At 45.1% G+C, this 21,728-nt stretch carries 18 protein-coding genes; 9 read left to right on the forward strand and 9 right to left on the reverse strand.

What is annotated here, in order from left to right; genetic code table 11:
* Positions 1 to 7: 7 nt before the first annotated feature.
* Positions 8 to 907 (forward strand): DMT family transporter, encoded by a 900-nt coding sequence (locus AB4407_RS09190; protein WP_017103817.1) that lies wholly within the window; start codon positions 8 to 10, stop codon positions 905 to 907.
* 198 nt (positions 908 to 1,105) lie between these two features.
* Here the strand turns inward: AB4407_RS09190 and AB4407_RS09195 are convergent, their stop codons facing one another.
* A complete protein-coding gene (locus tag AB4407_RS09195; protein ID WP_371710654.1) occupies positions 1,106 to 1,522 on the reverse strand; it encodes a VOC family protein in 417 nt (138 codons plus the stop codon).
* A gap of 379 nt (positions 1,523 to 1,901) precedes the next feature.
* Here AB4407_RS09195 and AB4407_RS09200 point away from each other — a divergent pair, with 379 nt between their 5' ends.
* Together AB4407_RS09200 and AB4407_RS09205 are read left to right on the forward strand one after the other, a co-directional pair.
* Entirely contained in the window at positions 1,902 to 2,168 is a 267-nt protein-coding gene (locus tag AB4407_RS09200; RefSeq protein ID WP_372120331.1) for a DUF3081 domain-containing protein, read from the forward strand.
* Positions 2,169 to 2,198: 30 nt separating this feature from the next.
* Positions 2,199 to 2,819, forward strand: coding sequence for a CIA30 family protein (locus AB4407_RS09205; protein WP_372120332.1), 621 nt, complete (start codon positions 2,199 to 2,201; stop codon positions 2,817 to 2,819).
* A 151-nt stretch (positions 2,820 to 2,970) separates the two neighbouring features.
* On the opposite strand, the gene AB4407_RS09210 is transcribed toward AB4407_RS09205, so the two are convergent.
* Entirely contained in the window at positions 2,971 to 3,996 is a 1,026-nt protein-coding gene (locus tag AB4407_RS09210) for a zinc-binding alcohol dehydrogenase family protein (RefSeq protein WP_372120333.1), read from the reverse strand.
* A 206-nt stretch (positions 3,997 to 4,202) separates the two neighbouring features.
* Here AB4407_RS09210 and AB4407_RS09215 point away from each other — a divergent pair, with 206 nt between their 5' ends.
* Positions 4,203 to 5,135 carry a LysR family transcriptional regulator gene (locus tag AB4407_RS09215; protein WP_372120334.1) on the forward strand — a complete coding sequence of 311 codons (933 nt, stop codon included), beginning with the start codon at positions 4,203 to 4,205 and terminating at the stop codon, positions 5,133 to 5,135.
* 129 nt (positions 5,136 to 5,264) lie between these two features.
* On the opposite strand, the gene AB4407_RS09220 is transcribed toward AB4407_RS09215, so the two are convergent.
* The 7 genes from AB4407_RS09220 to AB4407_RS09250 form a co-directional block, all read right to left on the reverse strand.
* Entirely contained in the window at positions 5,265 to 5,651 is a 387-nt protein-coding gene (locus tag AB4407_RS09220) for a hypothetical protein (protein WP_009844806.1), read from the reverse strand.
* A gap of 152 nt (positions 5,652 to 5,803) precedes the next feature.
* Positions 5,804 to 6,568: a Fe(3+) dicitrate ABC transporter ATP-binding protein FecE gene (gene fecE / locus AB4407_RS09225; RefSeq protein WP_372120335.1), complete on the reverse strand. Its 765-nt coding sequence runs from the start codon at positions 6,566 to 6,568 to the stop codon at positions 5,804 to 5,806.
* A gap of 2 nt (positions 6,569 to 6,570) precedes the next feature.
* The gene (locus AB4407_RS09230) at positions 6,571 to 7,542 is read right to left on the reverse strand and encodes an iron chelate uptake ABC transporter family permease subunit (RefSeq protein WP_372120336.1); all 972 of its coding nucleotides are present in this window, start codon (positions 7,540 to 7,542) and stop codon (positions 6,571 to 6,573) included.
* Positions 7,542 to 8,597, reverse strand: coding sequence for a FecCD family ABC transporter permease (locus tag AB4407_RS09235; protein ID WP_372120337.1), 1,056 nt, complete (start codon positions 8,595 to 8,597; stop codon positions 7,542 to 7,544). The genes AB4407_RS09230 and AB4407_RS09235 overlap by 1 nt, the downstream gene beginning before the upstream one ends.
* Complete coding sequence (locus AB4407_RS09240) at positions 8,594 to 9,571, reverse strand: Fe(3+) dicitrate ABC transporter substrate-binding protein (RefSeq protein ID WP_372120338.1); 978 nt, start codon at positions 9,569 to 9,571, stop codon at positions 8,594 to 8,596. The genes AB4407_RS09235 and AB4407_RS09240 overlap by 4 nt, the downstream gene beginning before the upstream one ends.
* Before the next feature lie 87 nt (positions 9,572 to 9,658).
* Positions 9,659 to 11,782, reverse strand: a complete 2,124-nt coding sequence (locus tag AB4407_RS09245) for a TonB-dependent receptor family protein (RefSeq protein ID WP_372120339.1) — start codon at positions 11,780 to 11,782, stop codon at positions 9,659 to 9,661.
* Between the two features lie 242 nt (positions 11,783 to 12,024).
* On the reverse strand, positions 12,025 to 14,061 hold the full coding sequence (locus AB4407_RS09250) for a TonB-dependent receptor (protein WP_372120340.1): 2,037 nt from the start codon (positions 14,059 to 14,061) through the stop codon (positions 12,025 to 12,027).
* A 239-nt stretch (positions 14,062 to 14,300) separates the two neighbouring features.
* Between AB4407_RS09250 and AB4407_RS09255 the strand changes: the two genes are divergently transcribed.
* From AB4407_RS09255 to AB4407_RS09275, 5 genes are read left to right on the forward strand one after another with little or no spacing between them, the layout of a single operon-like run.
* Positions 14,301 to 15,512, forward strand: coding sequence for an acetyl-CoA carboxylase biotin carboxylase subunit family protein (locus AB4407_RS09255; protein ID WP_372120341.1), 1,212 nt, complete (start codon positions 14,301 to 14,303; stop codon positions 15,510 to 15,512).
* Positions 15,509 to 17,320 carry an IucA/IucC family protein gene (locus AB4407_RS09260; protein WP_372120342.1) on the forward strand — a complete coding sequence of 604 codons (1,812 nt, stop codon included), beginning with the start codon at positions 15,509 to 15,511 and terminating at the stop codon, positions 17,318 to 17,320. The genes AB4407_RS09255 and AB4407_RS09260 overlap by 4 nt, the downstream gene beginning before the upstream one ends.
* A 6-nt stretch (positions 17,321 to 17,326) precedes the next feature.
* Complete coding sequence (locus tag AB4407_RS09265; protein WP_372120343.1) at positions 17,327 to 18,532, forward strand: MFS transporter; 1,206 nt, start codon at positions 17,327 to 17,329, stop codon at positions 18,530 to 18,532.
* A complete protein-coding gene (locus AB4407_RS09270) occupies positions 18,504 to 20,369 on the forward strand; it encodes an IucA/IucC family siderophore biosynthesis protein (protein WP_372120344.1) in 1,866 nt (621 codons plus the stop codon). The genes AB4407_RS09265 and AB4407_RS09270 overlap by 29 nt, the downstream gene beginning before the upstream one ends.
* The gene (locus AB4407_RS09275) at positions 20,362 to 21,564 is read left to right on the forward strand and encodes a type III PLP-dependent enzyme (protein ID WP_372120345.1); all 1,203 of its coding nucleotides are present in this window, start codon (positions 20,362 to 20,364) and stop codon (positions 21,562 to 21,564) included. The genes AB4407_RS09270 and AB4407_RS09275 overlap by 8 nt, the downstream gene beginning before the upstream one ends.
* The last annotated feature ends 164 nt before the right edge of the window (positions 21,565 to 21,728 follow it).

Consider the following 21,728-nt stretch of genomic DNA (forward strand, 5'->3'; position numbering starts at 1 on the left):
TATTTTTATGCCTTCTTTCTCTGTTTCAATGATCCCTGTTGGGGTTAGGTTCATGATCCTCTCCGCTTTTGGGTTCGCACTGATGTCTGCTTGTGTGAAATACATCAGCAACTACGGTATACCTGTATTTGAAATTGTCGCAGCAAGGGCTTTGGTCTCTTTGATCATCAGCTATATCGATGTGAAACGAAAAGGCATTTCGATCTGGGGCAATAACAAACCTTTGTTGTTTGTTCGTGGTGCTGTCGGTACTGCGGCGTTGATGTGTGTTTACTACGCAGTCACCACCTTGCCATTAGCAGAAGCAACCATTCTACAATACGTACATCCCGTGTTTACTGCGTTGCTTGGCGTGTTGTTCTTAAAAGAGCGCGTGCAAAAATCGACCATGATCTGCATTGCATTCTGCCTCGCGGGATTGCTGGTGATGGTACAACCAAGCATGAACAGTGGCGTAAACAGTGAGTTACCCATGTTCAGTATTATGGTGGCGTTATTGGGCGCGTTTGGTAGCTCAATTGCTTATGTGATTGTGAGAAAGCTTAGCCAAACTGAAGATAGCTCGGTGATCATCTTCTATTTCCCGCTGGTTGCTCTTCCAATCTCAACAGCCCTGATCTGGAACGACTTTGTATGGCCAAGCTTATTCTTAACCGTTATGTTGGTTCTGGTCGGGATTTTCACTCAGATCGGTCAATACGGTTTAACCAAAGCGATGCAAACTCAAGCTGCCGGTAAAGCTTCAGCTTACTCATACGTTCAAATCGTATTCTCAGCGTTGTTAGGCGTGTGGATCTTCAATGAGATTCCATCCGTTTGGACTTACCTAGGTGGTGGCCTGATCGTAACAGGTGCCTTGATCAATGTGTTTGGAAAACAACTGTTAGTACCGTTTAAAGCTAAGTAGCTAAGTAGCTAAGTAAGCGACTAAGCGACTAAGCGACTAGCAGAGTAAAGATCAGTTAGCCAATCAGCTAATAGATATAAAAAGGGCATTGCGGAATATTCCACAATGCCCTTTTCTGTGAGTCTTCCTAGCCCCCTTTCTTAAACGTTTTATTTCGAACAATCTCGCTCTAGCACACCAACTCGATTACGAGTTCTACTACGTGGCATTGCGCAGCTTGGGATCATCACTCAAGTACTCTACAAATTCGATTTCAAAGCCCGCCGGATCCACAAAGTAAACGTTTTTGCGATAAGGTTCTTCAGCGCCGGGTTTAGCAATCGGGAAGCCCGCATCGATAAGGCGTTGAGTGACGCTCTCAATGTTATTGGTCACATAAGCGAAGTGCGCGAGGCCAACCGAATGCCCAGCCAAATCTCTGTTTTCTCCTTCGCCGTGATCGCTCAACGCGATGTATTGGTATTCATCACCAAAATGTAGCCAGTTACGTGGCTTGCCAGACCATTCGCCTTGCCCTTCATCACGCACATACCAGTGAGGGAAAGCTGCTTTATAGAAAGTCAGCATCTCTGGGATATTTTTAACCACTAAATTTACATGTTCAAGTTGGATCATTCTTCTCTCCTTAAAGTATTCTCTTAAGCAACGTTGCATATCCTAATACCTCAAGTTAAGTTGAGGTAAAGGGCTAATTTGCGTTTATTTCGAGAACGTCTTTAGAGCCCAAGTTGTTCTATTTATCACTAAATACAAACTTTGAGTTTAGACGACCTAATCTAATGTAACTCTCTTGCCTCGTATTATGTTCTTTGTACTTAATACCAGTCAAAGTAAGTAAGTGTTCTATCCAAACTACACCTTCCACAAAGTGAGCCGATGAAATGGATGCTGTATACAGGCCTCCCCTCAGTGATCGCAATGCAGAACCAAACCGTAGTTAATTGAAATACAAGCACTTGGTATTTTTTAGTCGACTGCGTAGCGGGAGTGATACATGGACAGCAGAATTACCATCAAAGAATTTCTCAGAGTGTTCGATTACCTTCGTTCAACGGGCGAACAGTTGGACAATAAATATCAAATAGGTGAGATGTTTGCTTGGCACGATTACGACGGTTACACCTGTTGGCTAAGCTACAGAGACGTTACGGTAACCCTGATGTTTCATGGTTCATTAAAAATCGAATACGACAAAGCGTCGAACTACGAAGACTTCATCAACCATTGTCTGACTATGCTTGCTACAGAGCCTTCTCCGTAAGTACGAAAGGTCAACACGCCCTAATAACTAATGGAGAAAATCATGCACGAAACTAACTTTAAAACGCACTTACTGCCTAAACGAATCGCTTCTTTGTGCCTAATACTCAGCCTTTCTTTTTTATGGTCTCAAGTATCTGTAGCAGGAATAGATATGATTGATTTTACACAAGCGAACGAACAGAAGAATTGGACAGCGACCAACGACAATGTGATGGGCGGCATCTCAACAGGCGGTCTTATTCATGATGGCGAGACGAGTCAATTTAAGGGCGAACTATCGTTAGAGAACAATGGTGGCTTCAGTTCAATCAATCGCTCTGTTAAAACACTAAGCTCTGAAACGGACAGCGTAGAGTTGACGTTTGTGGGTGATGGTCGTACTTACCAATTAAGGTTCACAACGTGGATAGATGGAAACAGGACTAACTACAAGCACAACTTTGAGACCATCAAAGGTGAGCAACTCAAGAAAATCTTCCGACTAAACGACTTTCAAGCGGTGTTTAGAGGTCGGTTACTCAACGGAGCTCCGAAGCTTAAAGCTCAAGACATTAAACAGATCGGCTTTTTGATTGCAGACAAACAGCCTCTGCCCTTCGAGCTAAACTTACTTCAGATTCAATTCAAAACCTCGCAAGAAACGGAGTAACGCTTTGTTGAAATAAGGTAAAGTCTGAATAAACCACAGACAAACAAAAGCCCCTGATATCTTACCGATTCGCGATAGATATCAGGGGCTTTCTATTCAAGCGTTCAAAAGATCAATGTTTCAAACCGTCAAAGATCTAAATCATTAACTATTAATATTTAATGGCTGTTTTTCCAATCGACGTACTGCTTTCAATACGTTGGTGCGCATCTTTCAGAGTCTCAACACTAAAGCCATTCAATGTGGTGGTAAGCGTCGATTTAATGCGGCCTGCATCAATCAAGTTCGCAGCTTGGAATAAGATGTCTTGTTGCTTCTGGATATCGTCTGTGTTGAACAGTGAACGGGTAAACATTAGCTCCCACACAAAACCGACAGACTTACCTTGAAGCGCCGACAGATCAATTCCACCATCGAACTCCACAATCGAACTGATCATGCCTTGTGGTGCAATCAGCTCCACCATCGATTCCCAGTGCCCTTTGGTATCCGCAACATTAAAAATGTAATCGACATGCTGGATGCCTTGCTCGCGCACAGACTCAACCAAGTTACGGTGATTCACCACATGGTCTGCACCCATATCCCTTACCCACTGCTCGGTTTCAGGCCTTGAAGCCGTCGCAATGACAGTCAGGTTAGTCAGTTGGCTCGCCAATTGAATAGTGATTGAACCTACGCCACCAGCGCCACCAATGATCAGAATCGACTTTTGCTCTTCAGGACGAACACGTAGGCGATCGAACAACGCTTCCCACGCAGTGAGTGTCGCTAGCGGCATCACAGCAGCAGCTTCATCAGAAAGACTCTTTGGTGCTTTCGCCGCAATACGGTAATCAACGGCTTGGTATTCCGCGTTAGCTCCCATACGAGTGACGTCACCCGCGTAGTAAACACGGTCACCTAATTCAAAACCTTCAACGTCTGTACCTTTACCGACAACTTCACCGACTGCGTCATAGCCCAGCACTTTAGGTTGTTCGAGTGTTTTATCCTTAGCATTACGAATACGAATTTTTGCGTCAGCAGGGTTGATAGAAGTCGCGCTCACTTTTACAAGCAAGTCACTTTCTTTTAGTTCTGGAAGATTCGTTTCAAACTCAAATAAACTGTCTTGCTCTGTAATCGCAAATGACTGAGTAAATCCAATAGCTTTCATTTTTGATGGTACTGACATTGTGCTTTCTCCTTGAATTAGACGAGTTAATCTTAGTCAATTCTCACTCTAGATAAACCGTCTAACATTTGAATGATTTTCAAATATATTTTGATAATTAAGCGTATAAAGTTAGCTTAGAAGAGGTAAATAAGGGTTAACCCGCTTTGTGATTAGCAAAGATTTCAATACAATGTTTAGAACATTATCAAACACAGGTAGATAAGATGCTTCTTGAAGACTTACAGGTCATTTTAAAAGTGGCGGAGTTTCGCAGCATCACCGCAGCAGCCACCAACCTAGACATGCGTACTGCTACCGCGAGTGCTGCCGTCAAACGAGTTGAATCTGCGTTAGGTGCTGAATTGTTTATAAGAACCACGCGCCATCTAAGGCTCTCTTCAGCAGGCGAACGCTATTTACCTGAGTGTGAACAGGCCTTGAAAATATTAGAGCAAGCCAAGCTCAGCATGCGTGAAGAGCTTGGTATTCTCGATGGAGAAATCCGCATTGCGCTTTCATCGGATCTAGGCCGCAACCTCATCACACCTTGGTTAGATGAGTTCTTGCTTGAATACCCCAAAGCATCACTTAGAACGAGCATCAGTGACAGTAATATCGATTTTTACCGTGATTCTGTTGATATGGCGCTACGTTACGGCTCTCCGAGTGACGCCAACATGTATGGTTTCAAGATCTGCGATGTGCCGAGAATATTGTGTGCGGCTCCTGAATATTTGGCTGAAATGGGAACACCAAAACACCCGAATGACTTAACTCAACATAATGGTTTGCTTTATCAGCTGCATGATATGTTGCAAGACGAATGGGTGTTTAAGGATGGTAAGCAGGAGCACAAAGTGAAGCTGAAAGGGAATCGTGCATCGAACGATGCTGACCTTGTTAGACGTTGGTGTGTTGCCGGTAAAGGCGTGGCGATAAAGTCTTGTTTAGATATGTCGAAACATTTGCTTTCTGGCGAAGTGATTAAAGTTATGCCTGAATTTAAACCAACACCAACCGAGTTGTGGTTAGTCTGCCCAAGCCGTCAATCCATCACACCAACGGTTCGCTTATTAAGAGATTTATTCCGCGAGAAAACCGCAGAGATCCTCTCTCAATTGGGAGACCAAGGTATTCTAGAAAATAAAGCATCATAGGATCTAATGCTGCTTAGAGATAAGACGTAGAGATACAAAAAAGGCGCTAGCGAACTTCAATTCGCTAACGCCTTTCTTCATTTGAACATCACACCGTATTAATGGATAAATGTACTTTAATACGAGTGCTTAGTTTGACTCTTCTTCAACATCGCAATCAGCACAGCACTGAAGCGCAATTTCATGTTCGAAGGTGATTGTATCTTGGCCTTCTTCTAGAAGTTCTGCAATTTCATCCGCGACTTCTTGCTCATCATCAGCTTCAATTCCGCTCGCTAACTCTTCTTCTGAATAACCGAAGAAATTCAGTAATAGATACTCGCGAGCTTCGTCTTTGGTACAAACCACATTTGCTGAAAGATCAGGCGTAACTTCACCTTCCGCAAGTGTCTTTGTCACTTGCTCTAGAGCAGTATCTTTCATCGCAGGCGTTAACCAACCAAGATCAGTACTTACTGTCGTTTTTTTACAGTCGAAGCAAGGCAGTTGGTGAAAGTAGTATTGAAAGGTAGTCATAGGTAATTTCTTCTTTAAGTGTTGTATAGCGAGATTATGCGCGTTTTATAGCAAAATACTATCTCAATCAACACCAAAAATTGATTCGCTCTGATTATTTTAACCAGATGCACAGCAAGCCATACTGACAACTTTAATCATCGGCTATTTGCTTAAATCGCCACACACATCGGCGTATTGGATATAGGGTCACGAAATACGCTCGCTTTGAGATCAAAAACATCATTCAGCAATGTCTCGGTCATCACCTCATCGGGGGTGCCTTCAGCCACTAAACCACCTCTTTCTAAAACGATCAAATGATCGCAGTAACGGCTCGCTTGGTTCAGATCGTGGAGCACAACCACCACCGTTTTTCCCTTGTCATTCATCTGCTGCATCAAGTTCATTAATTCAACTTGGTGAGACATATCAAGATAAGTGGTCGGTTCATCCAACATCACGACATCAGTGTCTTGCGCTATTATCATCGCTATCCATGCTCTTTGACGCTGCCCACCCGACAGTGACTCAATCGGTTTATCAGCAAACTCAAGTACGCCGGTATCATGCATTGCTTGTTCCACAATAGCTTGGTCTTCTTGCCCTAACCTTCCCCAATGGGACACATAAGGAGAACGGCCATATTCAACCAGCTTTCTGACCGAAATGCCTTCAGGGCTGACCAATATTTGCGGCAGAAGCGACAACGAACGTGCGAGCACTTTATCGCCATAGCTCGACAACGGTCTGTCTTCAAATAACACCTCTCCAGTCACCGGCTTATTGATCCTGACTAACGTCTTTAACAAGGTAGATTTACCACACCCATTGGGTCCAATTAAGGCTGTGATTTTTCCCTTTGGGATGGACACCGAAAGGTTCGGTATGATCGTTTGTTTGCCGTACGCGACGGAAAGATTCTGCGTTTTTAGCATGGTTACCAACCTCGATAACGATAGAGAAGAAAGATGAAATAAGGCGCGCCAATGACAGAAGTAAGTACCCCTGCAGGTAATTCAATCGGTGGTTGTAGACCTCTTGCCAAGCCATCGGCACAAGTAACCAGAATCGCGCCCACCAGAGCAGACGCCGGGATTAACAACTTATGATTATGCCCAAACAACAAGCGCGCTAAGTGAGGTGCTAATAAACCCACAAAACTGATCGTTCCAGCCACTGAAACGCTGACGCTGGCAAGCAACACTGCGGCCAATAGTGCAAGAGCTTGTATCTGTTTTGGCTTAGTACCCAATGTGGTGGCACTTTCCTCACCAAGACCCATCACATCCAATCGCCAAGCAAGCCAAAATGCCATTGGCAACAACAAGAGCAATGCTCCCCAAATAAAAGGAACTTGCTGCCAATTTCGTCCCCAGAGGCTGCCAGTTAGCCATACCATCGCAGTGTTAATCTCGATGGGGTTAGTGACAAGCAAGAAGTCGATGCAACTCGCCAGAAACGCACTCACTGCAATACCAATCAAGGCCAACTTGGCGGGTGTTGGCCTTGACCACCATGCCAATAGCGCAATCAGCCCAGCAGCCAATACCCCACCGAACATCGCTACGACAGGAAGCACACTGACTGGTGCATTGGGGAACCAAACTAAACTCGCTGTCGCAGCAAGCCCTGCCCCAGCGCTAATACCCATAAGATCAGGCGATGCTAACGGATTACGTATCACGCCTTGCACTAATACGCCGGATAGCCCCAACCCTGCGCCCACGCTTATCGCGAGTAACATACGTGGTAGCCGATACTGATGGATAACAAAGTCGTCACTGGAAAATGCGACTAAATGTTCGATGACTTGAGGAATGGAAAGTGACGCCGCGCCGACAAACAAACCCGCGGATGCCACTAATATGAGAACCCCTGATAACAAAACTATCTTAGTGTGATGGTACATTAAGATCTCCTCGTCGCAATCAAAATAAAACAAGGTGTCCCAAGTAGGGCTGTAATAACACCAACGGGCGTTTCAGTCGGGAAAGCAATCGCTCGTGACAACGCATCTGACCAAGACACTAATGCTGCGCCTGCCATTGCGGATATAGGAATCAGTAGATGGTAATTGTGCCCAACCATGGGCCGAACCAAATGAGGAACCAACAATCCTACAAAACCAATGGGACCAGCGATAGCGACACTGGCACCCGCAAGCAACACGATAGCCAATCCACTCATGAGGCGAGTAAGCCGGATATTACTGCCCAACCCCACAGCCACTTCTTCACCAAGCGCCAATAAGTTGAGGTTACGAGCAAGGCTAACAGCCAACACCAAACCAATCACAACTGGCGGCCAAAGCTGTTGCCACTGTCCCTCATCCACGCTAGACAATGAACCGGTAAGCCAATGCAGCACGCTATAAGCCATATCATCAGCTAGAATCAGCGCTGCTCGAGTCAACCCAATCAATAAAGCAGTAATGGCGATACCCGCTAAAACCAAACGTAACGGATGAGAACGTTCAGAGAAGAAACCACCGAGAAGCATCACAGCACCACCGCCTAGCAATGCACCAAGAACGGCATTAAGGATCGGGTTTAAATCACTCACCACAGGTATGCCTATCGCAGCTAAAGCCATAAAACAGGCTGCGCCAGCGTTAATCCCTAGAATTGATGGAGACGCAAGTGGGTTACGTGTTAATCCCTGCATCAACAGTCCGGCGACGGCTAAGCTTGCACCAATCAATAACCCAGCGTAAGCCCTTGGAGCTCTTAGTGTCGCCAATATTTGATGAGTCATATTGCTCTCATCAAACGCAAACCAATAGTGAACTAAGTCACTCAATATCAGGGAGAAATTCGACCAACCTAGCATAGAGGCCACGTAACCAGACATCGCCAAACACGACACTAAAGCCGTGAATAACGTGACTCGCCACGACACTAATACCGTAAGCCACGACACTATAAGCGAACGTCGCTTACCTCTAGAGAGCAACATCGAACTCATGAACGATCCAAGATCTGCTCTAGATTTTTCGCCATTTGTTCTGCAGCCAACATGCCTCGATTCAATGACCACAGTGCTGGTGACACTTCTACCACTTGTTGATTCTTCGCGGATGCTAATACATTAAACAGTGGGTTTTTCTGCCAATCATCAACGATATTTGGATCTGAGTAAGCACCAAGGAGCAACCAGTCAGGATTCGTTTTCAACAACAACTCAAAGCTAGTTGGTAAGTACGCCTTGTCTGTCGGCTCCACTATTGGGCTTGCAATACCTAATGTGGTGAGTACACCTCCGGCATAGGAAGCAGGGCTATGTAGCCACATTCCTTTTTCCGACACGACAGCAAATTGGACCGTTTGTTTGAGTGAAAAATGACTTTTAAATTCCACCATGGCTTGTTGATGTTGGTGAATTCTTTGTTCCATTGCCGATTGCTTATCGAGGGCAATACCAACCTTAAGCGCAGATTCCAAGTTCTCTTGATAAGTCTCTCCACGGCTTTTGAGCAGCAGAGTTGGTGCGATTCGCTGTAGATCTTGATAAACCGTACGATGACGCTCTGCATCGGCAATGATCAGGTCGGGCTTTAATACCGCAATGGCTTCTAGACTAGGCTGCGAACGCATCCCAACCGATTTCCATGGTTTCACTAATTCACGCACCGCCGGAATCACTCGCGAAGCATCATTGTCATCGGCAACACCAACCGGAGACACGCCTACCGCAGCTAACGCATCGACAAATGAGAACTCCAACACCACAACGCGTTGCGGGGTAGTCGCTATCTCAAACTGACCTTGCTCATCTTGAATGATCCTCGTTTTTGCTGAACTGGAGAATGAGAACAAGCTTAAAGCCAACAAAGCTAAGGTTATCGCTATCCTGCTGAATAAAAAATGCCTTTTGAATGACAGCAGTCCGTTCGGCAGCAGCCATTGGTTCGAAAATAAAAGTCGAGAACTGTTTTCCATATTTACTTTTCCTTAAACACTAGAACCGTGAAAGTCGCCAATAATATTGGCGACTTATATTCGTTATTATTTTTAATCAATTACCGATTAGAACTGATAGTTCAGATCCAAAGTGTATGAACGCCCTGGCGCTGGATAGCGGCCAACCGGACTGGTATCAATACCGCGGAAGTAGTAGTCCTCAGCAAACAAATTGTTCACTGCAACATTCATGCGTAACTTACTGTTTTCATCTTTATACAAGTCTGAGCCTAGGTTTAAGTTCCATACCATGTAAGCAGGTACTTTGCCTTTCGCACCCGTTGCATCTTCAGCACTGGTATTGGCATTGTCAGAATAAGACTCACTGAAATAGTAACCAGATAAGGTCGTATCTACCCTGCTAAACGCATAAGTCGCATCCCAGCTAAGTTGATGCTCGGATGTGTAAGGAAGTTGCTTACCTTTGTTTGCACCTTCTGCCTCTATCGTCGCATCCAAATAGTTATAACCCGCGCCTAAACTCAGAGCTTGCATAGCCTGCGGAACATAACGACCTGAAAGCTCAATACCTTGATGAAGCGTTTTACCAATATTATCAAAGGTCTGTGTTCCGCTTTGCCATTGGAGTTGGTCTTCAAAATCAATGCGGTAGAGCGCGATATTAAAGCTAGTTGAATCTTGATTGTAACGAGCACCCAACTCGTAGTTCCATGCTAGCTCACTGCCCTCTTCACCCTTGCCTCGGATGTAAGCGATTTGTGGTGCACGCAAGGATTTCTGCGCATTGGTGTACCCAACCCATTGCTCAGTTAAATGGTATGCCACGGTTAAGCCCGGCAACCACTCGGTCACTTTGTTGTCTGTACTCTGTGCTTTACCTAAATCATTAAAGGTCATATCAATCGATTCGTAACGAATACCCGGAGTAACCTTTAGTACGTCGTTAAACAGGCCAACTTCATTGCTGATGTAACCTGCGAATGCATCGGTATTCAAGTTCCAATCACGTGGCACTTTTGTTACCCCACCAGCAATTGGCGTTTGCGTTAGCTTGTAATCGATATCTTCATTTACATAGCGAGCACCCACAATCAAGTTTTGCGTCACCGTATTACCGTCAAAGTACATAGCTAACTTAGGTTCCACACCATAAACCGCGAATTCACGTGGTGAGTTACGAATATCTGTTGATGGTAATGCTGGATCCGCCCAGTGACCGCCTGCGCTATTAAAGCCCCATTGGAAGAAACGCTCAGAGTGGTGACCGAATGTCAGAATCTCTAACTCTGCGCCATCCGCAATATTCAAATCATGCAAATACTTCAGGCTCCAACGTGTTGATGTGCCTTTGTATTCGTCATATGGTCGCTTCGATTGAGTGCGATCTTGCTGGTAATCTTTTGGCGACAAAGCGCCCGGCATTTGGGTGTCGGCATCGTAACGCTGAACGAATGCTTGCAGCTCCTGGGTATCGCTGAGTAACCATTGCAACTTCGCTTGGAAGTTTTTTACATCCGTATCTGAATGATCACGGAAGCTTTCACCTTTTAGGAAGTTACCTTCTACTTGAAGTGCCAGCGTATCGGTTAACCAACCACCCGTGCGTAGGTAAAAGTCATTAAGCGGTGTATTACCATCTTCAAATACCGTAAAGCGATTACTGATTTCTGTTTGCCACTCGTGTGGAATAGGCTTAGTCACCAAGTTGATCACACCACCCACGTTATTTGGCCCGTACTGCACAGCCGCACCACCACGTACGATATCAATTCGGTCAAGCATCGATAGCGTTGCTGGGAAAATAGATTGTCCGGTATGACCATAAGGCGCAAGAGTCAGTGGTACACCATCCATTAGGAATTGAGCGTGACCACTGCGGCTCGCTTTCAAGCCGCGCACCGAGATGTTAGGCAATACACCCGTGCCCGTTTCGTCTTGAACCTTAATGCCCGGTACACTTTGAAATGCTGAATCAATAGAGAGTGCGCCAGTCTTTTTAATTTGTTCGTTAGTTAGAACGGTACGCGCTCCCGGATACTCTTTCACATCTTCTAATTCTGAATTACCGATCAAGCTGCCCGTCACGACAACCGTTTCCATGGTCGTCGTTTGCGGATCCGACGCAGCGAATGCACTCATGGAAGTCACTGCTGCAATGGCTGTTGCAAGTGCGCTCAAGCGAAGCTTATGTTGCGCGTGGGGTTTACCATCCAAATTCTGGTAAGGCATGAAAATCTCCTAAGTAGGCAAATTAGGGTCAAAGGTTGTGCTTTTAAGTTATGCCAACGCTTTGACCCATTGGGCTAAACGACCTCAAAATGAGGTCAACTGTTCACTCACTCGTAGCGAACAAATCAATAGTTTTTTCAGTTGAAATAGCTTTTAGTAACGTAATAGCTCTTAGAAACGTACTAGATCTTAGAAACGTAAAAACGCATAGAAATTGACGACTCTTAGAGCTGAGCTCGCTTTTAGAACTGATAGCCGTAGCTGAGCATGAATTCAGCTGGCGCTCCGTAACCAATCTGGTTCGTACCCGACTTACCACTGGTTGCACCGAGAATGTATTTCTCGCCAAGTACGTTATAAGCGTTCGCTTGAACTTTGTGACGGCCCGTGGTGTACGCAGCCATCAAATCAACAGTGGTGTAATCACCTAATGCAACAGCTTCATTGTTACCCGCGTAGCGGTCGCCTACGTATTTCACACCACCGCCCAAACGCCAGTTTTCGTATAATTGGTAAGTACTCCAGAGTGAGAACAGATGATCGGATACATCATTAGGCTTTTTGCCTGTATCTTTATCTTCTGCATCTAGGTAGCTATAACCAACTGAAATATCCCACAATTCTGTAATCTGGCCGCGAGCTTCCAGTTCAATACCTTGGTGACGTGCTTCAATCTTATTAATAACGTCGCCATTAATATTGGTTTGTGGTTGTTCTTGATCAATTTGGAAAATAGCGGCATTGAGCATCAAAGCGTTATCGAGTAAGTAAGCTTTCGCACCCACTTCTTTTAGATCGGTATGGAAGAATTCAGCCAGTTTAGGGTTGATATAAATACCGGAGTAAGGCAATTGCCACGAACGAGCTAAGCTTGCGTATACCGACATATCGTTGTTGATACGATAGACCAAGCCACCACGGTAGCTCACTCTGTTATCATCTAGCTTCTCTTGGGCTTTCCCGGCTTTTTGCTGCTCAAGTTCCATAGAGTCGTAACGCACATTACCGATCACCGATAGATCACCAAAGGTGTAAACGTCTTGAATGTAGACGCCAGTGGTCGTTGTCGTGTTATCACGGAAAGGTTTGAAACCCGGATCAGGCGTTGGACCTGCAACAGGATTATAGATATCTTTCGAAGGTAAGGTTTTGTCGCTTGCGAGAGTGAGATCGATATTGATCTGGTTGTAATCGGCACCAATCATCATTTGGTTAGAATCCGTTTCCCAAACCAACTCAGACTGTAGTGTTGTCGTGGTACGAGGATCATAGCCGAAGTTGTTCACGGTTTGAGAAACTTTATCCCCCGTCACAGTACCTTGACGCGTACCCTTTTGCTCAAGTTCGATATGATTGTATGCCGCTCGGTTTGTCCATACCCACTCGCTATTCAAGCGCCACTCATAATTAATGCCAACACGCAGGCTATCGGACTCTTGATAATCGTTAGTGCCACCGTAGAAAGAACTCTCAGAGACATCGACAGGTTTGCCATTTTTGGATGGAACACCACGATATGGCACCAGCTCTTGGTGTGCATATTCGACATCTAAGTCAACGGTATGCCCTTCAGCTGGCAGTACTCGAATGGTAGGTGCGATAAAGAAATCATTAGAATCGACATGGTTTACGTAGGAATCCGCTTGTCGACTTTCCACGTTGATACGGCCGCTGACTTTATCAGTAAAAGCCATTGAGCTGTCAACCTGACCAACAAACTGACTGTTGCTTCCTACACTGCCATTTACGTTGGTGAAGTTGTCACCGTTAGCGCGTTTCGTTACCAAGTTGATGATACCGCCCGCAGAACCTCGGCCATAAAGTGCACCGGCTGGGCCTTTTACCACTTCAACACGCTCAATATTGGCTAGGCTGCGATACGACTGCAACGTTCCATCGTCACGCATACCGTCACGATACATGTCATTTAGCGAATCAAAGCCACGAATCACGAATTGGTCTCGGCTACCTTCACCGAGGGTATTGTTAACCCCTGCAACACCATCAAGTGCATCCACTAAGCGTACGGCACCACGATCTTCCATCTCTGTTTTAGTAACCACCGATACGGCTTGTGGGACATCTAGCCATTCGACATCCGTTTTGGTACCCGATTGCGGCATGTGCTCCGCGTAGCCTTCGTACTGATGACCAATAACTTGCACGGTTTCATCCACCGTTACTTCTTCTGAAGCCATTGCATTCGACACGGTAGCCACTGTGGTTAATGCACCTCCAATTGCCAAGGCGAGAGGGGTGAAAGCCAATCTAACGTTCATATTCTAATTCCGGTTTAGTTTATAAATCACAACGGATACGAATAAGAACAAATATCATTTATATTTGCAATATATATTTTTTGATCTATATTTGCCTAGCAATATGCAACACAGCTAATGACAGAACGGTAAATAAAAACAATAAGATAGCAAAAGTCTCTTTCCTAAAAGACAGAAAGAGACCACTTGAAAGCGAGTTGTGAGCAGGCGACAACAACGTTTAAAATTAGGAAAGCCCCATGAAATCTACGATTATTATCGTAAGTCATGTCGTGAATGACGCAGTCACTCACGGCTTCGTACCTACCGCAAAGGCGATGGGTCTTCACGTCGTTTTGATCACAGATCACAAGCTCAACCACCTAAGATTGAGCAGTGATGATGACCGATTTAGCCCTGACGCAATTCTTGAATGTGATGTGTTTAACCCCCTTGAACTTATCGAGACCATCACAGAGCGAGACCTAAAACCCACAGGTGTTTTTAGCAACAGTGACCATTTGCAAACCTCTACTGCAATATGTGCTCAATTTTTTGGTGTACCTTCGAAAGACTGGACAGTGACGCTAAAAGCAAAAAACAAACACTTAACGCGCCAAGTTCTCACCGAAAAGTCACTGCCTAATACACAAAGCAAATTACTGTATCCGGGCACCCCTCCTGAATCTGACTTCACTTTTCCGGTGGTAGCCAAACCTAAGGAAGGCGTAGCAAGCTTGGACGTTCAACGTTGCAATTCTAAAGCTGAGCTTGATAGCTATTGCGGACGCTTTTGGCAAAAACACCCCACGAGCCCTATATTGGTCGAAGCTTTTTTACAGGGCCCTCTTATCACAGTTGAAACCTTGGGGGACGGAGAAAGTTTGACAGCTCTTGGTGGGTTTGATGTAGAACTCTCTGAACCACCTTACTTTATTGAAACCGCAGCACGCTGGAATGGCACTAACAGTGTCCAATACAGAGACGAGTGTGTAAGGCAACTACAGGCATTTGGGGTAGGTTTTGGTGTTTGTCATAGTGAATTCATCATCACCGAGTCAGGCCCAGTATTAGTCGAAATAAACTATCGAAGTATTGGTGATGGTCGAGAATTTTTACTCAATAACCTCAGTGGAGGAAAATGGTTCAGCACCATTCTAAACCTCCACCTCGGTAACAAAATCGATTCCACACTTCAAATGAATGGCAGTGCGAATGTTCACTATGTGGTGGCTGGCCAAAACGGCACCATTGAAGGCACATCAACATCGTTTATTCACCAAAGTGGCGATATCGTCACACAACAGCAAGTGCTCAAGCAAGTTGGAGACACGTTCCAACAAAGCTTCTCAAACAAAGACTACTTAGCAAGAATTTCAATCGTGTCTCCTTCCGGAAAATCTTTAGAACCAGCGCTTCAACGAGCGATCTCTCGATTTAACCTCACATCTGTCAACGAGGTAACAGCATGAACGACAACGCTTTATACCTAACTCAACGCCTTGTAGACACCTGCCTTCGTGAGGATCTATTTGGATTAGTATCTCAAAGCCAATTTAATACTCAGCTCCCTACTACACTCAGTCTATCGCCTTACCCTAGTGAGCAAGTGTGGGCTATTTTTACGCATGCGGATTTCACTCTCTATTTGCCCGTCACGCCAAGTTATTACATGCAACGCTGGGGTTACGGCTCTTCAAATGGGGTGGAGAGTAATGGCTGGCTAATCGAGAAAAATGGTCAGGTTGAACTTCAACAGCATTATCGTGATTGGATTAAATTACTGAAAGCGTGTGCTCACGAAAGCTCTCATTCGTTATTGGATGGTTACTTGCAAGAACTTGAATGTGCAGAAAAGCACAAAGTACTTTGTGACTCAGCGTTCAATCAACACTCTGAATCGTTAATGCAGCCGATTTCTCAGCTAGATCATTGGAGTCACAAACTCCTACGTGCCGATCAAATCGCATCATACCTTGACCATCCTTACTACCCAACCGCTCGCGCTAAATTCGGTTTGAACGATGAAGACCTCGCACAATACGCACCAGAGTTCGCACAAAGCTTCGCTCTACGCTGGGTCGCGATTGATAAATCACTGGTTACCTTAACCAGTTCACAGCCACAATGCTGGCCTACCATGGAACAAGTCGGCCTACCCGACGATTTTGCTCTGAGTCATGAGTTATTCCCGGCGCACCCATTAACACTGCAAAGTCTTAAATCTCTTCCCGATGGCATCATACAGGCTCCTTCGCCATACCTTGATGTTACCCCTACCTTATCGGTACGTACTGTAGTCGTGAATCAAGCGCCTCACATTCACATAAAAGTACCGCTGATCATGCGCTCATTAGGTACCAAAAACATCCGTCTCATCAAGCCTTCAACGCTCTATGATGGCCACTGGTTTGAACGCCTATTAACGCACTTAGAACAGAGTGATTCAGACCTACAAGGCACGCTTTTTCATTGCAATGAGAAACACGGCGGCCACGTTGGAGATGACAAAACGTTCGCCTATATTGTGCGTGAATACCCGCTAAGCTATTCGCAAGACAAGGCACTTGTGCCTGTTGCCGCCCTTGCCAGCCCGATGCCTGATGGACGCTTATTCTTAGAACATCTTGCAGAGCAGTATTACGAGCAGGACACCCTAACTTGGTTCAAGGATTACGTTAACCTGTTATCTAAAGTGCACCTCACTTTATGGATTCGCTATGGTATCGCTTTGGAATCAAACCAACAGAACGCCATTATTGCCTTCGATGACCAAGGGAAAATGACCTTGGCCATGAAAGACAATGATGCAGCACGTATTTGGCCTGAACGTTTTGAAGCATTTGAACAATACTTCCCAACCAAGTGCAACCAACTGTTAGATCAACGCATTAAGGTCGATGATGAACTGGCTCTCGGGCAGATGTTTACCACCATCACGTTGCAACTAGACATTGCAGCGATTGTCGAAGCAATGGCGAAACGAGGTATTGCTACATCGGCTGAGCTCTACAAAACGGTTGCCGCTAGCCTTTCACAGCAACTTGACCAACTAGCCAGACAAGGTCACGACATCACACTGGCCAAAGAGATGTTGCTCGATTCACCAAACCTCTACGCAAAGTACTTATTGAGCTCAGGTAGCTTGTTGTCAAAAGAAGCGTCGGGCGCGAGCGATATCAACAAGTTCTATGGGTTATCTGCACCAAATTTTTTATTGCTTACCAGTAAAGAAGCACAACATGCTTACCTCGAATCCGTCAAACAGAGCATAAGCTAATTCAGTATGACCAAACTCATATACTGCGTGCTGCTGTGCCACTTTATTGCGGCATTTGCAGCCTTAGGGATGCCTCTGTTTCTACCTATGGTATTACCCACACTTGGCGCACATATTGATTCTGATTGGGCAGGAGTATTATTTATTCTACCCACCTTTTGCACGGCTTTGGCTGCGCGTTTTTGGGGACAGTTTGCCGATAGATATGGTAGACGTCGCTCTCTATTACGCGCCCAAATAGGGCTTGCAGCCGGTTTTGCGCTGTGTGGTTTGGCAGATAACCTAACCATGTTTGTGTTTGGTCTTATCGTTCAAGGAACCTTTGGCGGCACTATGGCCGCCTCAAATAGCTATTTATCTAGCCAGATTAAAGATGCAAAAACCCTCGGAAACTCACTCAATAAGACTCAGCTTTCTGCCCGCTTGGCGTTGATCATTGCGCCAATTGGGCTCGGCTGGGGTCTATCTGACACAAATCCACTGAATGCATACCTATGGTTATCCGTTTTACCTTTGTTGGCGATGGCGATCACTTTAACGCTGCCAACGGATAAGGCAGAGAAATCAGATGCTTTATGTGACATAGAAAACCAAACAGCGAATAAAACAAAGCACACCAAACCGTCATTGCGCTCCCTTTATTGGGTGTTCAGTGCGCAATTTTGCTTTGCTTTCGCCATGGTCGTCACGTTTCCCTATTTCTCACCTTTCGTGCAGCAATACGGCGTGACAAATCAAGCTTGGATAGGTTTTTTGTATGCCCTTCCACACGGTGTTTACTTGCTCTTCGCAGGGAAGGTTCATCTTTTTTCTGAAAAGGTCAACCGCCGCCATCCGCTCAATACGTTGTGGCTAGGTTTTGGTTTACTTTCGCTCAGTACGCTATTGCATCTGATGCCTTATCAGGCGGTGTTGATACTTGCTCGTATTCTGTTTGGTCTTGGCATGGTCTGTTGCTATCAAGGGCTGCACCAAGCTTTGGCAAGCCAAATCGACCGACAACAAAGTGGCAAAATATTCTCACGCTTTGATGCTATGTCTAAATGGGGTGGCGTAGTAGCCGGGTTAAGCGCGTCTTTTATCTCAAACTGGGGTTGGCTTGAGGTTCCTTTCTTACTTTCTACTTTGGTCAGCGCGAGTACTGCTATAGCGATGATCATACTTTCAAAATTTGGACGTCTACATGTTAAACAGTCAATCATCTCTCACTGAGAACTTCATTGAAAATACAGAGCTGTTAAATCGTAACAAGATTCAGCTTAACCATGAAAGAGCCCAGCTTAATACCATCATGGGCGTAGTGAATTGTTACCTGCGTGAATACGCCATACCCAACGAACAAGTCGAATGGTGTTTTAGCTCTGCTTCTTTGCCACAAACCTTAAAAAGAAACTATGCCGCTGAGCAACGTGTCGCGATTCATCTACCTCAGCAAAACCGGACCGAAGAAATTGACTTGTTGGTTTTGCCCATTCAATACATGAGTACATTGGGAAAGGTAAAACTCTGTGATATGCCTTGGTCAAGAACGTCGGGGGCGGGCTGGTGTAAACTTGACGCGACTCAGACTCTCACACTGTTACTCAACTACCTCAAACAAGTGCTGGTGATCCCATTCAATCACGAGTTGGTTGAGCAAATGGAAAACAGCTTGTTGATCACCGAGCAGTTTCTCAATGTAGACACTGCGCCTCAACACCACAATGCATTTATCGCCTCAGAACAGTCCTTGTTATGGGGTCACACATTTCATCCAACACCGAAGAGTCGTTCTGGTGTCAGCATGGATGATTTACTCGCTTGTTCACCAGAAGTAGGCGCAAAGGTGCCCTTGTATTGGTTTAAAGTCGACTCATCGCTGCTTGACGTCCTTTGTTCAGATAGTCGAAAGTTGCCACAGACTATGCTTGAGCAACTCGCCCCAGAAAAAAGTGATTCAGCATCAACAATGCTTTACCCCTGCCACCCTTGGGAAAGTTATACCCTTTTGCAGAACCCAATCGTCAAACGCGCCATTGAACAAGGAAAAATCACGCCGTTAGGCTTAGGTGGAGACAAGCTCTTACCTACGTCATCAGTACGCACTCTTTATCACCCAGATATGGATTGGTTTGCTAAGTTTTCTATCAATGTACGTTTAACTAACTGTGTTCGTAAAAACGCGTGGTATGAACTTGATAGTGCTGTGCAATTAACCTCAATTCTGCGTCCAATAAAGGAAAGCGAACAGCTTCATAATCCTGTATTCAAGGTAATGACCGAACCTTACGCAACCACATTGAATCTAGAGTCGGTTGCCGAGCAAGAACAAGCTGATGTTATTAAAGCTCGAGAATCATTTGGTATTTTATATCGAGAGAATTTCAGTTTAAGTGAAACCGATATTTTGCAACCAACGTTAGCGGGTGCGCTCTTTGCTTACGACACTGACGGGAACAGTTGCATCGTCACTCAACTCAAACAAAAAGCGAAAGCCACACAAAACCAGTATGAAAGTATCGCAACACTGTGGTTCGAGCGCTACTTACATTGCTTGATACCTGGCGTATTTAACTACTACTTCAAACACGGGGTTGCGTTTGAACCTCATTTACAAAACACGCTGATTGGCTTTGAGAAAGACATGCCATGCTGTGTTTGGATTCGAGATTTAGAAGGCACTAAGCTGCTACCCGAATTTTGGCCATCAGAGACACTTCAGCAACTTTCAGAGCGTGCTCGTCAATCGGTGTACTACAGCCGTGAGCAAGGTTGGAACCGCATAGGTTACTGCACCTTCATTAACAATGTTAGTGAAGCTATTTTCTTTATCGCTGAGGGGAACTCAGAGCTTGAAGAGGCATTATGGGCCGCATTACAAGATGCTATATCTCGCTGGCAGTCAATCAATGGTAAACAGCCTGAGTTGGTTGATCTGCTCAATGGCGGACACTTCCCAAGCAAAAACAATTTCACAACTCGTTTAATGCAGAGTGCCGATAAAGAATCAAGCTACACCCAAGTTGCGACGCCTTGGGCAAACCAAATCAAAGGAGCTACTCATGCCTAATTCATCTCAGCTTCCTTTGCATATAGAGCAAGAAGTAAAACACCTCGCCCAACAACAAGATCAACCATTGTGTGCTTACCTTTATGATCTTAAGGCTCTGGAGCAACACATAAAGCAGATGCGTCATGTATTGCCTAACAACGTTGAACTGTTTTATGCCGCAAAAGCGAATCCTTCAGCACCTATACTGCGTACTTTAGCGCCTTATATTGATGGTTTTGAAGCGGCTTCGGGTGGAGAACTTAATCACCTTCACCAGCAACAACTTAACAAACCATTGATCTTTGGTGGTCCTGGGAAAATGCCAAGTGAATTAGAGCAAGCAGTTCAACTCAATGTTGATGCGATTCATGTTGAAAGCATCACTGAGTTACAGCGTATTGGGGCATTAACGAAAAAATTAGATAAGCCTGCTTCGATCTTCTTGCGCATGAACATCGACATTGGAGACATCACACTTAGCAAATTAGCCATGGGAGGAAAGCCCACTCCATTTGGTTTAGATGAAAGTGAGTTAAACAACGCATTGATGTATTTGCGTGATTTCCCGTTAATCAAACTGAAAGGATTTCACTTCCATTTGATGTCACACCAACTTGAAGTCGGTCGACACTTAGCTTTGATGGAGCGTTATTTCCAAGTAGTGAAGGAGTGGAAAGAGAAATACTCACTTGAAGATCTTACGATCAACTTGGGTGGCGGTATGGGAATCAATTACCAAGATCAGGAGCAACATTTTCCATGGGTAGAGTTTTGTGACAAGTTAGAATTCTTGATCGCCAAAGAACAACTACAAGATTGGACACTGCGTTTTGAATGCGGGCGCTACATCTCAGCACCTTGTGGCTACTACGTGATGGAAGTGTTGGACATTAAACAAAACCTCGGTGAAAACTTTGTGATTGCTCGCGGAGGCACGCATCACTTCAGGACGCCCGCAGCACAAGGGCATGATCACCCTTTTGTTATCATGAAAAATAAGCAGTCCCCTGCTATTTCAAACCCGATAGACCAGACTAAAGCCACGCTGGTTGGGCAGTTATGCACACCAAAAGATGTCCTTGCACGGAATCAAAATATCGATCACATCGACATCGGCGATTATGTGGTGTTCACCTTAGCGGGGGCTTATGCTTGGAACATCTCGCATCAGAATTTCTTAATGCATGAACCTCCGGTGTTTCATTATTTCTAACATCTCGCTGTGCTCTATGATTTTTAACTTACGGTTTGAGGTGAAACTCCATGGGGCTAGCTAAAACCACAAAATAGAAAAGGCACTAAATAAAAAGACACCAAATGAAAAAGGCGTTAGTAAGCTCAGGCCTACTAACGCCTTTCTTATGTTTACCTTACTCC

Source organism: Vibrio sp. 10N.261.46.E11 (assembly GCF_041472735.1).
GTDB lineage: Bacteria > Pseudomonadota > Gammaproteobacteria > Enterobacterales > Vibrionaceae > Vibrio.